Source organism: Serratia sp. NFX21 (assembly GCF_048517035.1).
GTDB classification, from domain to species: Bacteria; Pseudomonadota; Gammaproteobacteria; order Enterobacterales; family Enterobacteriaceae; genus Serratia; species Serratia quinivorans.
On record NZ_CP183196.1, the window covers coordinates 5,195,121 to 5,209,948 of the forward strand.

Annotated in this window: 10 protein-coding genes and 1 riboswitch; of the genes, 8 read left to right on the forward strand and 2 right to left on the reverse strand. The window is 56.0% G+C overall.

What is annotated here, in order from left to right:
* Positions 1–273: 273 nt before the first annotated feature.
* The 3 genes from malE to malG all read left to right on the forward strand — a co-directional run bounded on the left by malE (position 274) and on the right by malG (position 4,010).
* Positions 274–1,467 (forward strand): maltose/maltodextrin ABC transporter substrate-binding protein MalE, encoded by a 1,194-nt coding sequence (malE, locus tag ACNT1W_RS24320; RefSeq protein WP_012147166.1) that lies wholly within the window; start codon positions 274–276, stop codon positions 1,465–1,467.
* A 63-nt stretch (positions 1,468–1,530) separates the two neighbouring features.
* Positions 1,531–3,108 (forward strand): maltose ABC transporter permease MalF, encoded by a 1,578-nt coding sequence (gene malF, locus ACNT1W_RS24325; protein ID WP_419246261.1) that lies wholly within the window; start codon positions 1,531–1,533, stop codon positions 3,106–3,108.
* An 11-nt stretch (positions 3,109–3,119) separates the two neighbouring features.
* Complete coding sequence (gene malG / locus ACNT1W_RS24330) at positions 3,120–4,010, forward strand: maltose ABC transporter permease MalG (RefSeq protein WP_012147168.1); 891 nt, start codon at positions 3,120–3,122, stop codon at positions 4,008–4,010.
* 96 nt (positions 4,011–4,106) lie between these two features.
* Here the strand turns inward: malG and psiE are convergent, their stop codons facing one another.
* Positions 4,107–4,514 (reverse strand): phosphate-starvation-inducible protein PsiE, encoded by a 408-nt coding sequence (gene psiE, locus ACNT1W_RS24335; protein ID WP_012147169.1) that lies wholly within the window; start codon positions 4,512–4,514, stop codon positions 4,107–4,109.
* A 221-nt stretch (positions 4,515–4,735) separates the two neighbouring features.
* Here psiE and ACNT1W_RS24340 point away from each other — a divergent pair, with 221 nt between their 5' ends.
* Positions 4,736–6,172, forward strand: a complete 1,437-nt coding sequence (locus ACNT1W_RS24340) for a capsule assembly Wzi family protein (protein ID WP_419246262.1) — start codon at positions 4,736–4,738, stop codon at positions 6,170–6,172.
* Between the two features lie 62 nt (positions 6,173–6,234).
* Here ACNT1W_RS24340 and pgi read toward each other — a convergent pair whose 3' ends face one another.
* Positions 6,235–7,881, reverse strand: coding sequence for a glucose-6-phosphate isomerase (pgi, locus tag ACNT1W_RS24345; RefSeq protein ID WP_017894221.1), 1,647 nt, complete (start codon positions 7,879–7,881; stop codon positions 6,235–6,237).
* Between the two features lie 273 nt (positions 7,882–8,154).
* Between pgi and ACNT1W_RS24350 the strand changes: the two genes are divergently transcribed.
* The 4 genes from ACNT1W_RS24350 (at position 8,155) to ACNT1W_RS24365 (ending at position 14,811) form a co-directional block, all read left to right on the forward strand.
* Complete coding sequence (locus ACNT1W_RS24350; RefSeq protein WP_012147172.1) at positions 8,155–9,963, forward strand: cation:proton antiporter; 1,809 nt, start codon at positions 8,155–8,157, stop codon at positions 9,961–9,963.
* Positions 9,964–10,015: 52 nt separating this feature from the next.
* A riboswitch (Lysine riboswitch) is annotated at positions 10,016–10,209 on the forward strand.
* A 109-nt stretch (positions 10,210–10,318) separates the two neighbouring features.
* On the forward strand, positions 10,319–11,686 hold the full coding sequence (gene lysC, locus ACNT1W_RS24355; protein WP_012147173.1) for a lysine-sensitive aspartokinase 3: 1,368 nt from the start codon (positions 10,319–10,321) through the stop codon (positions 11,684–11,686).
* A 144-nt stretch (positions 11,687–11,830) separates the two neighbouring features.
* Positions 11,831–12,748, forward strand: a complete 918-nt coding sequence (gene panS / locus ACNT1W_RS24360; protein ID WP_259190307.1) for a ketopantoate/pantoate/pantothenate transporter PanS — start codon at positions 11,831–11,833, stop codon at positions 12,746–12,748.
* 386 nt (positions 12,749–13,134) lie between these two features.
* Positions 13,135–14,811, forward strand: coding sequence for a ShlB/FhaC/HecB family hemolysin secretion/activation protein (locus ACNT1W_RS24365; protein WP_419246263.1), 1,677 nt, complete (start codon positions 13,135–13,137; stop codon positions 14,809–14,811).
* Positions 14,812–14,828 lie beyond the last annotated feature (17 nt).

The following is a 14,828-nucleotide window of genomic DNA, read 5'->3' on the forward strand; positions in this document are numbered from 1 at the left end:
GGATTTTTCATGGGGGAGGAGATGGGAGGATGAGGGAACGACCGCGGCGATGAGAAGTTCCACGCTTAAGACAAATCTGTGATCTGCCTGGCAAAAATCGTCCCCCTATTTTGTGTCTGACGCCACAGAATAGAGAGCAATGTTAACTGGATCACACTACGCAGGCATGGGGCGTAGAGGGGGGGAGGATGAGAATGTGTCGCTTTGTGACCCACTATTACCGCGAAACCTCTCTCCTTGATTAACGTGCCCATAAAAAAGAAGGATTGGATTATGACTCGCAGCTTTACCACCGCCCGCACACTGGTGCTTTCGGCTCTGACCACGTTGGTGCTTTCTTCTTCCGCCTTCGCCAAGATCGAGGAAGGGAAACTGGTTATCTGGATCAACGGCGATAAGGGCTATAACGGCCTGGCCGAGGTCGGCAAAAAATTTGAGAAAGACACCGGTATCAAAGTCACCATCGAGCACCCGGATAAGCTGGAAGAGAAATACCCGCAGGTTGCCGCCACCGGCGACGGCCCGGATATTATCTTCTGGGCCCATGACCGCTTTGGCGGCTACGCGCAGTCGGGCCTGCTGGCCGAAATCCATCCTTCCAAAGCCTTCCAGGACAAACTGTTCCCATTCACCTGGGACGCGGTGCGCTACGACGGCAAGCTGATCGGCTACCCGATCGCGGTGGAAGCGCTGTCGCTGATTTATAACAAAGACCTGATCAAACAGGCGCCAAAAACCTGGGAAGAGATCCCGGCGCTGGACAAAGAGCTGCGCGCCAAAGGCAAGAGCGCCATCATGTGGAACCTGCAAGAACCCTACTTCACCTGGCCGATTATCGCTGCCGACGGCGGTTATGCCTTCAAGTATGAGAACGGCAAGTACAACATCAAGGACGTAGGCGTGGCCAATACCGGTTCACAGGCAGGCCTGCAGTTCATCGTCGATCTGGTGAAAAACAAACACATCAACGCCGATACCGATTACTCGATTGCCGAAGCCGCGTTCAATAAAGGCCAGACCGCGATGACCATCAATGGCCCATGGGCCTGGTCAAACATCGAACAAAGCAAAATCAACTACGGCGTGACCCTGCTGCCAACCTTTAAAGGCAAGCCTTCCAAACCTTTCGTCGGCGTACTGACCGCAGGGATCAACGCAGCCAGCCCGAACAAAGAGCTGGCGACCGAATTCCTGGAAAACTACCTGCTAACCAACGAAGGGCTGGCGGACGTCAACAAGGACAAACCACTGGGCGCTGTAGCACTGAAGTCCTATCAGGAACAACTGGCGAAAGATCCGAAGATTGCCGCCACCATGGAAAACTCACAGAACGGCGAAATCATGCCGAATATCCCGCAGATGAGCGCCTTCTGGTATGCCGAGCGCAGTGCGGTGATCAACGCCGTCAGCGGCCGCCAGACGGTGAAAGCCGCGCTGGATGACGTACAGACCCGTATCACCAAGTAACACACTATGTTGTGCGGGGTGCAGACAGGCACCCCGCTGTGGCTTCACAGAAAGGAACGCCCTATGCAATTAGCTCACGCCGGTTCACCTGCGCGCAAAAAGTCGAAGTGGTGGCAGAGTGACATACTGAAATGGCTGGTTATCGGCCTGTTCAGCCTGGTTACCTGCTATCTGATTGTGTTGATGTATGCACAGGGTGAATACCTGTTTGCCATTCTGACGCTGATTCTGGTCAGCGCCGGGCTTTACGTCTTCGCTAACCGCCGCGCTTATGCCTGGCGCTACGTTTATCCTGGCATCGCCGGCATGGGGCTGTTTGTCCTGTTTCCGCTGATTTGCACTATCGCCATCGCCTTTACCAACTACAGCAGCACCAATCAGCTCACCTTTGAGCGCGCCCAGTCGGTGCTGATGCAACGTCAATTCCAGACCGGCAAGACCTTTATCTTCGGCCTGTATCCGGCGGAAAACCAACGCTGGCGTCTGCAGTTAACCCACCCGGACAACGGCCAGCAGCTGATTTCCCAGCCTTTCAGCTTTGATGCCAACGCACCGCAAACGCTAAAACTGGTCGAAGAAAGCGCCGAACCGGCAGGCGAGCGCGCCACGCTGCGGGTGATCACTCAAAACCGTCAGGCACTGAGCCAACTGGTGGCACAATTACCGGACGGCGGTGAGCTGCGCATGAGTTCCCTGCGCCAGTTTTCCGGTACCAGTCCACTTTACGCACTGGATAAGGACAGCAATGCGCTGACCGACCAACAGACCCATATTCAATACCGGCCGAACCCGGAGATTGGCTTTTATCAGGCGGTGAACGCCGACGGCAACTGGGCAAAAGAGACCCTTAGCCCCGGCTATACCGTCACCATTGGCGGGAAAAACTTCCTGCGTGTGTTGCAGGACGAAGGCATCAAGAAGCCGTTCGTGTCGATCTTTATCTGGACCATCGTGTTCTCGGTGATGACCGTGATCCTCACCGTGGCGGTAGGCATGGTGCTGGCCTGCGTGGTGCAGTGGGAAGCGCTGAAAGGCAAAGCAATCTATCGCGTGATGCTGATACTGCCCTACGCGGTGCCGTCGTTTATTTCGATTCTGATTTTCAAGGGGTTGTTCAACCAAAGCTTCGGTGAAATCAACATGATGCTCAGCCATCTGTTCGGTATCAAACCGGCCTGGTTCAGCGACCCTGTCACCGCCAAAAGCATGATTTTGATCGTCAATACCTGGCTGGGTTATCCGTACATGATGATCCTGTGCATGGGGCTGCTGAAGGCGATCCCGGACGACCTTTACGAGGCTTCGGCGATGGACGGTGCCACCCCGATGCAGAACTTTTTCCGCATCACTCTGCCGCTGCTGATTAAACCGCTGACGCCGCTGATGATCGCCAGTTTCGCCTTCAACTTTAATAACTTCGTGCTGATCCAACTGTTGACCAACGGCGGGCCGGACATGATCGGTACCACCACGCCGGCCGGTTATACCGACCTGCTGGTCAGCTACACCTACCGCATCGCCTTCGAAGGCGGCGGCGGACAGGACTTCGGGCTGGCGGCGGCAATTGCCACGCTGATCTTCCTGCTGGTGGGCGCCCTGGCGATCCTGAATCTGAAAGCCAGCAAGATGAACTTCGACTAGGGAGAAAAATAATGGCTATGGTCCAACCCAAATCCCAGCGTCTGCGCCTGTGGATAACCCATGCACTGATGCTGTGCTTTATCGCCCTGATCATGTTCCCGCTGCTGATGGTCGTCACTATCTCGCTGCGCTCTGGCAACTTCGCCACCGGCAGCCTGATACCGGAACAAATTTCCTGGGATCACTGGCGGTTGGCGCTCGGCATGAGCGTGACGCACGCCGATGGCAGCGTCACCCCACCGCCGTTCCCGGTCCTGCTGTGGCTGTGGAACTCGATCAAGATCGCGGTGATCACCGCCATCGGCATCGTCACGCTGTCTACCACCTGTGCCTATGCCTTTGCCCGCATGCGTTTTCGCGGTAAAAGCACCCTGCTGAAAAGCATGCTGATTTTCCAGATGTTCCCGGCGGTACTGTCGCTGGTGGCGCTGTATGCGTTGTTTGATCGTCTGGGCCAATACATTCCGTTTATCGGTTTGAACACCCACGGCGGGGTCATTTTCGCCTATATGGGCGGCATCGCGCTGCACGTCTGGACCATCAAGGGCTATTTCGAAACCATCGATAATTCGCTGGAAGAAGCGGCGGCACTGGACGGGGCCAGCCCGTGGCAAGCCTTCCGCCTGGTGCTGCTGCCGCTGTCGGTGCCGATTCTGGCGGTGGTGTTTATTCTGTCGTTCATCGCCGCCATCACCGAGGTGCCGGTGGCCTCACTGCTGTTGCGCGACGTCAACAGCTATACGCTGGCGGTTGGGATGCAGCAATATCTGAACCCGCAGAACTATTTGTGGGGCGACTTTGCCGCTGCGGCGGTGCTGTCAGCGATTCCGATTACCGCCGTCTTCCTGCTGGCGCAGCGCTGGCTGGTCGGTGGCCTGACGGCCGGTGGGGTGAAAGGTTAGTTTTGTGCCACTGCAATACACTTGATGTACTTCAGTTCTTTCCGATCAATACCTGTGTCTTCGGCGGCCCCTACAGGCCGCCATTTTTATCCCTATTTACTCTCGTTTTAAACGGTCGGTATTAGCCAGATAAAGCGTCACCACCAGCAACAATATCGCGGCAGAATAAATTAACGTGTCTATTGGGTTTTCATGATCCACTATGATCAAACGAATAATCGCGGTGATGCCGATATAAATAAAGTAGCGCAGCGGGAAGTGATAACCCGATTCAAAATACTTCACAATCAAGGCGATAAACTCAAAGTAGAGGAAGTAAATCACAATCCCTTCAATCAGCAAATAGGACGTCGATTCCTCGTTGTTTACAAATAAGACTTTCGCCAAATGAATGGTTTCTTTCACCAAAAAGACGATCAGGATCGCCGCCAGCAGCAACAGCCCCACGTTCAACACCCGTTGCAACCCTTTGGCGATCATCACCGAACGAGAGGTTTTTGCCATAAATATTCCCCATCAATACCACTGTAGTTATTCGCGCATCCTAACATAGGCATTATCTTAAAAATTAACATCTGCGCAGGGTCTAAAAAAAACAAACACTATTCAATCAGTTACACTTTAATGTTTCATAGGGATATATTTGTAGCAAATTGAAATGTCCACTATGATGGGTCATAGATCTTTACATAAAACAAACAACTCGAATTAACAAGGGAATATTTATGCGCGCTAAACTTAACGGACTGGTCGCCGCAGGCCTGTTTACCTGTGCATTGAGCGGCCATGCCAGCGGATTGGTAACCCCTGATAATGACCTGCGTAATGACCTCGCCTGGCTGTCCGACCGTGGCGTCATCAACGTCAGCCTGTCCACCTGGCCACTGAGCCAGGAAGAAATCAGCTCCGTAATTTCACAGGCCAAACCGGTAACCAATACCGAGAAAAACGTTCTCGACCGCGTTCAACGCCGCGTCGGTGACTTAAAAGCCAATATTCGCGTCAGCGGCTACGCTGCCACCGACAAACCGGGCACGCCACAGGGCTTCGGCCAGAACCAATATGCTGACCAAAGCCTGACTATCGGTGCCGGTGCCAACGGCGAGTTCTGGGACGTGCGCGTTCAGGGTTCGGTCGAGGGCGATCAACGCGTCAGCGACGGTTCCAAATTCAACCTAAACGGCTCCTATGGTGCAGTGAAAATCTGGAACCAATGGTTGTCCTTCGGCGAGGTTTCCCAGTGGTGGGGACCGGGCTATGACGGCAGCCTGATTCGTTCCGACGCCGCACGCCCGGTTGCCGGTTTTATGCTGCAACGTGCCGATCAATCACCGTTTGAAACCCCTTGGCTGTCGTGGATTGGCCGTTGGCAGTACCAGCTGACCGCCGGCCAATTGTCACAGTACTCTTCAGTACCTCACACCAAACTGATCGGTGGTCGTTTTACCATGATGCCGACCAACTTCCTCGAGCTGGGCGCTTCGCGCATCATGCAGTGGGGCGGTGAAGGTCGTCCGCAGTCCTGGAGCTCCTTCTGGGATGCGTTTTCAGGCAATGACAACGATGACTCCGGCCAGGGCAACGATCCGGGCAACCAGCTTGCCGGTTTCGACTTCAAGCTGAAAATGCAGCCACTGATTGGCCTGCCGGTCAGTTTGTACGGTCAGTTGGTGGGCGAAGATGAAGCCGGCATGCTGCCGTCGCAAAACACCTACCTGCTGGGTCTGGAAGGTCACCCGGAATGGGGCCCAACTACCATCAACTGGTATATTGAAGGTGCTGATACACGCGCCGACATGAACCGCAAAAACTATGTTTACACTCATTACACTTACAAAGGCGGCTACTACCAGCAAGGCTACCCGCTGGGTCATGCCATGGGCGGCGACGGGCAAATGCTGTCCGGCCGTGTAGAGCTGGTGCTGGACGACAGCCAACGCTGGAGCACCCGTTTGGTGTACGCCAAAGTGAACCCGAATAGCCAGTCAATCAACCAGGCGTTCCCGAAATCTGACACGCTGAAAGGCATTCAGCTCGGCTGGGGTTACACCCTTCCTTCCCAGGTCAAATTCGATACCAGCCTGTGGTACACCGATAACAACGCCAGCACCGCCGATGACGTGGGCGCAGGCATCAGTTTCGAAGTGCCAATCAATCTGTAATCGTTCAGATGTAAAAAAACCCGCCGCGGCGGGTTTTTTATTGGCATCAATTCAGGCGGTAATTAACGCCATTCTTTAAAGCGGTTGATCAGCGCATTGGTTGAACTATCATGGCTGCTGACCGCTTCGTCACCCGCCAGTTCCGGCAGGATGCGGTTTGCCAGCTGCTTGCCCAGCTCCACGCCCCATTGGTCGAAGGTGAAGATGTTCAGGATCGCGCCCTGGGTGAAGATCTTGTGTTCATACAGGGCAATCAGGCTGCCCAGGCTGAACGGGGTGATCTCACGCAGCAGGATGGAGTTGGTCGGGCGGTTGCCTTCAAACACCTTGAACGGCGCCACGTGCTTGACCTCTTCCGGCGTTTTACCCTGTGCGGCAAACTCGGCCTCTACCACTTCCAGCGATTTACCGAACGCCAGCGCTTCGGTCTGCGCGAAGAAGTTCGACAGCAGTTTGGCGTGGTGGTCGCTCAGCGGGTTGTGGCTGATGGCCGGTGCGATAAAGTCGCAAGGCACCAGTTTGGTCCCCTGATGGATCAACTGGTAAAACGCATGCTGACCGTTGGTGCCTGGCTCGCCCCAGATGATTGGGCCGGTCTGGTAATCCACCGGGTTGCCGTTGCGATCGACATACTTACCGTTGGATTCCATGTTGCCCTGCTGGAAGTAAGCAGCAAAACGGTGCATGTACTGGTCGTAAGGCAGGATAGCTTCGGTTTCTGCACCGAAGAAATTGTTGTACCAGATGCCGATCAGCGCCAGCAGCACCGGCAGGTTTTTCTCTGCCGGAGTTTGTGCGAAGTGTTGGTCCATCGCATGCGCCCCACTCAGCAGCTGTTCGAAGTTATCAAAGCCCAGCGACAAGGCAATCGACAGACCAATCGCCGACCACAGGGAATAACGACCGCCGACCCAGTCCCAGAATTCGAACATGTTGGCGGTATCAATACCGAACTCGCCCACCGCCTTGCCGTTGGTCGACAACGCAGCAAAGTGTTTCGCCACGTGTTTTTGGTCACCGGCAGTGCTCAGGAACCAGTCGCGCGCGCTGTGGGCGTTGGTCATGGTTTCCTGAGTAGTGAAGGTTTTGGACGCCACCAGGAACAGGGTGGTTTCCGGGTTCAGTGGCTGCAGCGTTTCGGCGATATGGGTGCCGTCAACGTTGGAGACAAAATGCATATTCAGGTGGTTTTTGTAAGGGCGCAGCGCCTCGGTCGCCATATAAGGGCCGAGATCAGAACCGCCGATACCGATGTTCACCACGTCGGTAATGGCTTTGCCGGTGTAACCTTTCCAGTCACCGCCAATCACGCGGTCGCAGAACTGTTTCATTTTGGCCAGCACCGCGTTCACTTCCGGCATCACGTCTTTGCCGTCCACGATAATTGGGGTATTGCTGCGGTTGCGCAGGGCAACGTGCAGCACCGCACGGTCTTCGGTACGGTTGATTTTCTCACCGGCAAACATGGATTTGATCGCGCTTTGCAGATCGGTTTCTTTCGCCAGTGCCTGCAGCTTCTCCAGGGTCTCCGCGCTAATGCGGTTTTTAGAGTAGTCCACCAGCATCTGATCGTTGAAGGTGGCAGAGAACTTGGAGAAACGCTCTTTGTCCTGAGCAAACAGATCGCTGATCTGTACATCTTTCATCTGTTCGAAATGTTGCTGCAGGGCTTGCCAAGCAGCGGTTTGACTAGGATTGATATTTTTCATAGCAACACTCTTAGGCTTGAGAATAAAGATGACGTGGTTGTCCGATTGTAGCCTGTTCGACTGTGATTATGATCTCTTTTCTTGCGATAGGCGCTAACTGTCAAACGCCGCCGCATCGTTTCAGCTCTTCCCCTATACTTTTGGATAACAGCCTGTTATCAGGGTTAGTTAACTGTCACTAAACTGTGTCAGGTTATCACCACGTCATTGACGTAATTAGGCTAAGGATGCGCGGCCAATCAGGCTGCGGTTTGAAACACGAAGGACATGACTATGGAATTATCTGCCCCGTTGATGTTGGTGGTTATTGGATTGAGTTCGCTGCTGGCGCAGTGGCTGGCCTGGCTGTTACGCCTGCCGGCCATTCTGCCGCTGCTGGTGTTTGGCGTGGTACTGGGCCCGGTGGTGCATTGGGTCCAGCCGGACGCGCTGTTTGGCGATTTGCTGTTCCCGCTGGTGTCGCTGTCGGTCGCCATTATTCTGTTCGAAGGCGCGCTGACGCTGCGGGTCGAGGAAATTCGTGGCCTGGGTGGCGTAGTGCGCAACCTGGTAACCATCGGCATGCTGATGACCTTCCTGGTGATCGGCGTGGCCTGCTGGTGGCTGCTGGACTTTCCGCCCGAACTGGCGGCGCTGATCGGTGCGGTAACGGTGGTCACCGGCCCGACGGTGATCGCCCCGCTGATGCGGGTGGTGCGACCCAACGCCAATATCAACCAGGTGCTGCGCTGGGAAGGGATAGTGATCGACCCGGTCGGCGCTATCTTCACCCTGCTGGTGTTTGAATTTATCGTACTGAAACAGCATTCGGAATCTTACACCCACCTGTTCTACACCCTGGGTATTACCGCCGCCGTCGGTCTGGTGGCCGGCGCACTGTTCGGTTACCTGCTGGGCGTGGCGCTACGTCGTGTCTGGCTACCGGGCTACCTGCAAAACCTGGCGGTGCTGGCAATTATGCTCACCGCTTTTGGCCTGTCCAACGCCATTGCCGACGAGTCCGGCCTGCTGACCGTCACGGTGATGGGCATTTGGCTAGCCAATATGCGCGATGTCGATACCAGCGACATCCTGGCATTTAAAGAAGAGCTGTCGGCGATCCTGATTTCGGCGCTGTTTATCATTTTGGCGGCACGGCTTGATATCCAGGCGTTGTGGAATATGGGCTGGCCGCTGCTGGGCCTGCTGCTGGTGGTGCAGTTTATTGCAAGGCCGCTGTGTATTGCAGTGTCGACCTGGCGCTCCTCCCTGCACTGGCGCGATCGGCTGCTACTGTGCTGGATTTCGCCACGCGGTATCGTTGCTGCGGCGGTCAGTTCACTGTTCGCCCTGACCTTGCAACGCAGCGGTTATCCAGGAGCCGATCGCCTGGTGACCGTGGTGTTCGCCGTGATCATCGGTACCGTGGTGCTGCAAAGCCTGACCAGCAGCATGATGGCACGCTGGTTGCGGGTACAGCAGCAAAAACCACGCGGCGTGCTGATCGTCGGCGCCAACAGCGTGGCGCGCATGCTGGCGCAGGCGTTGATAAAAATGAATATCCCGGTGATCGTCACCGACAGCAGTTGGGAGTATTACCGCCAGGCGCGTATGGACGGCATCCCCGCCTATTATGGCCATGCTTACTCCGAACATGCCGAGAACTACCTCGATCTCAGCGATACCGCGCAGGTGCTGGCGCTGTCGCCCAACCGCCATCAGAATGCGCTGGCGGTCTATCACTTTGGCCATATTTTTGGCGACGGGCAGGTGTTCGCCATCCGCTCCGGTGCCCCGCTGAAAGGCCGCGGCAACAGTGGTGAAAGCTCACGCTTTCGTCGGCATGAGGTTTTATTTAATCAAGAAGCCACTTATGGCCGCTTAAGCAGTCTGATCGCCCAGGGGGCGACCATCAAGGCCACCAAGCTGAACGAGAACTTTGGCTGGCTGGAATATCTTGAGAAACATCAGGGTGTTATTCCGCTATTCAGTCAGCGCGAGGACGGCACTTTGCAGCCGATCGGTACCGGTTTCGTCCCGGCGATGCCCTGTACGCTGATTGCACTGGTACAAGATGAAAATCCCTCAACGTCCGGACGTTGACAGCAGCACGATTACCGGCTATTCCTAACAGCCTACTTGCGCACCCGGTGCGCAAGCCAGAAGAGGTGCGTCGCCCAGGTAGAGTGTCAGAGGAGCCGTTGTCCAATGACGGCGCTTGAGGGGGAGCGACGCCGAGGTAAGGTGATGTGCGGCATTCATCGTATCGACTACAGGGGCTGAATCCCCTGAGTTGTCACCAGGGATTGTCCGTAGGGGCAATCAGCAAGGTGGGGCGCTTCTGGGTGTATCGTAGCGTTAACCTCTACGTCTGCCCCCTGCTTATCGCTCCTCCCTTGTGCCAAGGCTATGAAAAAAGCGCTCTCTGAGTAGAGCCACCCTGACACGAGGTTTTTACATGAACCAAGCAGCACCCCAGAATTCCACCGTTGTCGCCAAATTCGGCGGCACCAGCGTTGCTGACTATGAAGCCATGAACCGCAGCGCCGACGTCGTACTCGCCAATCCGGACGTACGCCTGGTGGTCTTGTCCGCTTCTGCGGGCGTCACCAACCTGTTGGTGGCTCTGGCCGAAGGCAGCGATGCCGACAAACGCCATTTCCAGCTCGATGAAATCCGTCGCATCCAATACGCTATCCTTGATCGTCTCGACAATCCGGCGGTTGTCCGCGAAGAAATCGACCGCATGCTGGAAAACATCGCCATGCTGTCCGAAGCGGCGTCGCTGGCAAACTCGGCGGCACTGACCGACGAACTGGTCAGCCATGGCGAACTGATGTCTACCCTGCTGTTTGTGGAGATCCTGCGCGCTCGCCAGGTGCAGGCGGAATGGTTTGACGTGCGTAAAGTGATGCACACCGATGACCACTTCGGGCGTGCCACACCGGACACCGCAGCGCTGAGCCAATTAGCCCAATCGCTGCTCAAACCGCGCCTGCAAGAAGCGCTGGTGGTGACCCAGGGCTTTATCGGCAGCGAGCCGAAAGGCCGCACCACCACGCTGGGCCGCGGCGGCAGCGATTACACCGCCGCGCTGCTGGGCGAAGCGCTGAGCGTCAGCCGGGTGGATATCTGGACCGACGTGCCGGGCATCTACACCACCGATCCGCGCGTGGTTCCGGCGGCGAAACGCATTGATAAAATTACCTTCGAAGAAGCGGCAGAAATGGCGACCTTCGGTGCGAAAGTATTGCACCCGGCGACCCTGTTACCGGCGGTGCGCTGCGATATTCCGGTGTTTGTCGGTTCAAGCAAGGATCCGGCCGCCGGGGGGACCCTGGTGTGTAATACCACCGAGAATCCGCCGCTGTTCCGCGCACTGGCACTGCGCCGCAAGCAAACCCTGCTGACACTGCACAGCCTCAACATGCTGCACGCACGCGGTTTCCTGGCCGAAGTGTTCAACACTCTGGCGCGCCATAATGTCTCGGTGGATCTGATCACCACTTCCGAAGTCAGTATCGCGCTGACCATGGACACTACCGGCTCTACCAACACCGGTGGCAGCCCGCTGACCACCTCGTTGCTGACCGATCTTTCATCACTGTGTCGGGTGGAAGTGGAGGAAAACCTGGCGCTGGTGGCGTTGATTGGCAACAAACTTTCCCAGGCCTGCGGCGTGGGCAAAGAAGTGTTTGGCGTGCTCGACCCGTTCAATATCCGCATGATTTGCTACGGTGCCAGCAGCTATAACCTGTGCTTCCTGGTGCCCGGTAACGACGCCGAGCAAGTGGTACGCACCCTGCATCACAATCTGTTCGAATAAACTATTATCATCCCTTGCGGGCGCAGCATGCTGCGCCCCTACATCTAAAAAATCAGTTCATAACCGTAGGGGTTCAGTCCGCTGAACTCGCAAAAAAACACAACTCCATCCCATCGTTCTATTTGGCTAAGGAAAACCTCATTCATGCTGGCAAAATTTACCCGATTATTCCCCCTGTGGGCGGTGCTGCTCGCCGTCGCCGCCTACTTCACGCCCACCAGCTTTACCGGAATCGGCCCCTACGTCAGCCCGCTGTTGATGTTGATCATGTTCGCCATGGGCGTCACGCTGCGGCTGGATGACTTCAAGCGCGTGCTGTCCCGGCCTGGCCCGGTAGCCGCCGGGATCTTTCTGCATTATCTGATCATGCCGCTGGCGGCCTGGCTGCTGGCGATGCTGTTCCACATGCCGCCGGACCTTTCCGCCGGTATGGTGCTGGTCGGCAGCGTGGCCAGCGGCACGGCTTCCAACGTCATGATCTATCTGGCAAAGGGCGACGTGGCACTGTCAGTGACCATCTCGGCAGTTTCCACACTGGTGGGCGTGTTCGCCACGCCGCTGCTGACCCGCTTATACGTTGATACCGAGATCAGCGTCGATGTGATGGGCATGCTGCTGAGCATTCTGCAGATCGTGGTGATCCCGATTGGTCTGGGGTTGATCGTCCATCACACCTTTACCAAAGCCGTTAAACGCATTGAGCCTATTCTGCCGGCGCTGTCGATGGTGTGTATTTTGGCGATCATCAGTGCCGTAGTGGCAGGCAGCCAAAGCCATATCGCCTCGGTCGGGCTGGTGGTGATCATCGCGGTGATCCTGCATAACGCCATCGGGCTGCTGAGCGGTTACTGGGGCGGCAAGCTGTTTGGCTTTGACGAGTCCACCTGCCGTACGCTGGCGATTGAAGTCGGCATGCAGAACTCCGGGCTGGCGGCAACGCTGGGCAAAATCTACTTCTCACCGCTGGCCGCGCTGCCGGGTGCGCTGTTCTCGGTGTGGCATAACCTGTCCGGTTCACTGCTGGCGGGTTACTGGTCCGGTCGGCCGACCGACAAAAAGTAATTTCACTCTGGGGCGCAAAATAACTGCGCCCCACCCCTTCTGCGAAATTTCGTATTTCCCACTGGTCGGATTGTCAGAATTACCCCCAGCCTCTATTATCCCCAGACAAAATAAAAATTCAGATTCTTCCCATCCGTGCCGATAAAGTTTAAATAACGGACAGGTTAATTACTTTTTTTAGTTAATTAACTAAAGGAATCAGAAAATTAAAACAAGCAGCCTAATTATTATTTAGATAAATACCCACCGTCTTAATTTGCCTGCGGCAAATCGAGATATCACGCAATGTGCTTGTCGCTCGCTGTTTCGGGCCGGCCTCTGGCCGTCCGTTTCTTGACCTCATGGATTGAGCAGGCCACCCCGCTGGCTTCTCATAATGGATTAAAATGATTAAAAAAACCGTCGCACTGGCGTTGCTGTTCAGCACCGCACTCCCCGCCGCTACCCTGCCGGAAATGGAGCATTTTTCGCCGATGGGCGAATCACGCCGCGCCCTGCAAGACGGCACGCGTGAAGTGAATCAACAGATAGAACAACGCCGCTACCGACAGCTTAAACAGCAGCAATTACTGGCAGAACCCGAGCCTGCGCCCCCGGCATTACCGCGTTCGGCCCAGTGCCTGCCCATCGATGGCGTATATCTGCAAGGCATTACCCTGCTGTCGGCGAAAGATTTGGCGGCGCTCAGCGCACTGCCACCACGTTGCATCAGCAGTAATGACATCAACCGCCTGGCGCGCGAATTAACCCGTTTATATCTTGATAAAGGCTATATCACCGCCCGCGTACAGTTTATTCGCCCTAATGCCGAGGGGGAATTAGGGCTGCGGGTGACCGAAGGATTTATCGAGAAAATAGAAGGTGGCGATCGTTGGGTTAACAGCCAATTATTATTCCCCGGACTGGAAGGTAAGCCGCTGAAATTAACTCAGCTCGATCAGGGATTGGATCAGGCCAATCGTTTGCAATCGAACAAAACCCGTCTGGATATATTGCCTGGCAGCCAAACCGGTGGCTCCATTATTCGCTTGCACAACCAACATGCCAAACCCTGGTTGCTGTCTGCCACCCTGGACAATTATGGCCAAAAAAATACCGGCCAGTGGTTAGCGCGCAGCACGGCAACGCTGGACAGTCCATTCGGCCTGTCGGACTTTGTCAGTCTGAACGTCGCCGGCACGCTGAAAGACCCATCGCAGCGCTACAACCGCGCCTATACCCTGCTCTATTCCCTGCCCTACGGCGCCTTTACCTTCAGCGGCTTTGCCAGCTATTCGCAATACATGAACCGCCAGCAGTTGGTGTTCAACAGCTATAAGCTGCACGGCCAGACCCAGCAGTACGGCCTGCGCGGCGACTATGTGTTTTACCGCGATCGCGATCAAATCAACGCCCTGAGCGGTCAGCTAACCCATAAGCGCATCAACAACTATTTCGACACCGTGCGTATCGGCCTCGGCAGCCCGACGCTCAGCCTGTTCGAACTGGGCGTTAACCACCTGCAGATCCTGCCTGGCGGGCTTGTCAGCGCCAACCTCAGCGTAGAACAAGGATTGCCGTGGTTTGGGGCCGACAGCCACGGCGGTGCCGGGCTGCCCGATGCCCAATTCACCAAGGGCAAGCTGTTTGCCAACCTCAACCAACGTTTCACCCTGGCCGGTTCCAGCTACCAGCTCAGTAACCTGCTTTACGGGCAATACAGCCGCGATCGCCTGCCCGGCGTGGAATGGCTCAGCCTGACCGACCGCAGCGCGATCCGCGGTTTCAGCCGCAGCACGCTGTCCGGCGATAACGGCTGGTATTTGCAAAATACCCTGTCCCGCAGCTTCAACCTGGGCCAAAGCATCCTCACCCCGCGCATTGGTGGCGATGTCGGCCGGGTGCTGCCGCGTGACAATCGGCCTTCGGGCTGGCAAAGCAGCGCAGGTCTGAGTGCCGGCGCCACTCTGCGTTACCAGCGGGCGTCGCTCGACGTCGAAGCCAGCCGTGGCTGGCTACTGTCCAGTCACGCCATGCCCGACGATCCCGTCCAGGTACTGGCGCGCTTTTCGTACACCTTTTAGTCAGCGTTTTCTTGCAC

Excerpts from the sequence above, each read along its gene's own strand:
- ACNT1W_RS24350 (WP_012147172.1), top strand. The coding sequence starts at position 8,155 with ATGGAATTATCTGCCCCGTTGATGTTGGTGGTTATTGGATTGAGTTCG.
- ACNT1W_RS24340 (WP_419246262.1), top strand. The coding sequence starts at position 4,736 with ATGCGCGCTAAACTTAACGGACTGGTCGCCGCAGGCCTGTTTACCTGT.
- malF (WP_419246261.1), top strand. The coding sequence starts at position 1,531 with ATGCAATTAGCTCACGCCGGTTCACCTGCGCGCAAAAAGTCGAAGTGG.
- lysC (WP_012147173.1), top strand. The coding sequence starts at position 10,319 with ATGAACCAAGCAGCACCCCAGAATTCCACCGTTGTCGCCAAATTCGGC.
- malG (WP_012147168.1), top strand. The coding sequence starts at position 3,120 with ATGGCTATGGTCCAACCCAAATCCCAGCGTCTGCGCCTGTGGATAACC.
- malE (WP_012147166.1), top strand. The coding sequence starts at position 274 with ATGACTCGCAGCTTTACCACCGCCCGCACACTGGTGCTTTCGGCTCTG.
- panS (WP_259190307.1), top strand. The coding sequence starts at position 11,831 with ATGCTGGCAAAATTTACCCGATTATTCCCCCTGTGGGCGGTGCTGCTC.
- ACNT1W_RS24365 (WP_419246263.1), top strand. The coding sequence starts at position 13,135 with ATGATTAAAAAAACCGTCGCACTGGCGTTGCTGTTCAGCACCGCACTC.
- pgi (WP_017894221.1), bottom strand. The coding sequence starts at position 7,881 with ATGAAAAATATCAATCCTAGTCAAACCGCTGCTTGGCAAGCCCTGCAG.
- psiE (WP_012147169.1), bottom strand. The coding sequence starts at position 4,514 with ATGGCAAAAACCTCTCGTTCGGTGATGATCGCCAAAGGGTTGCAACGG.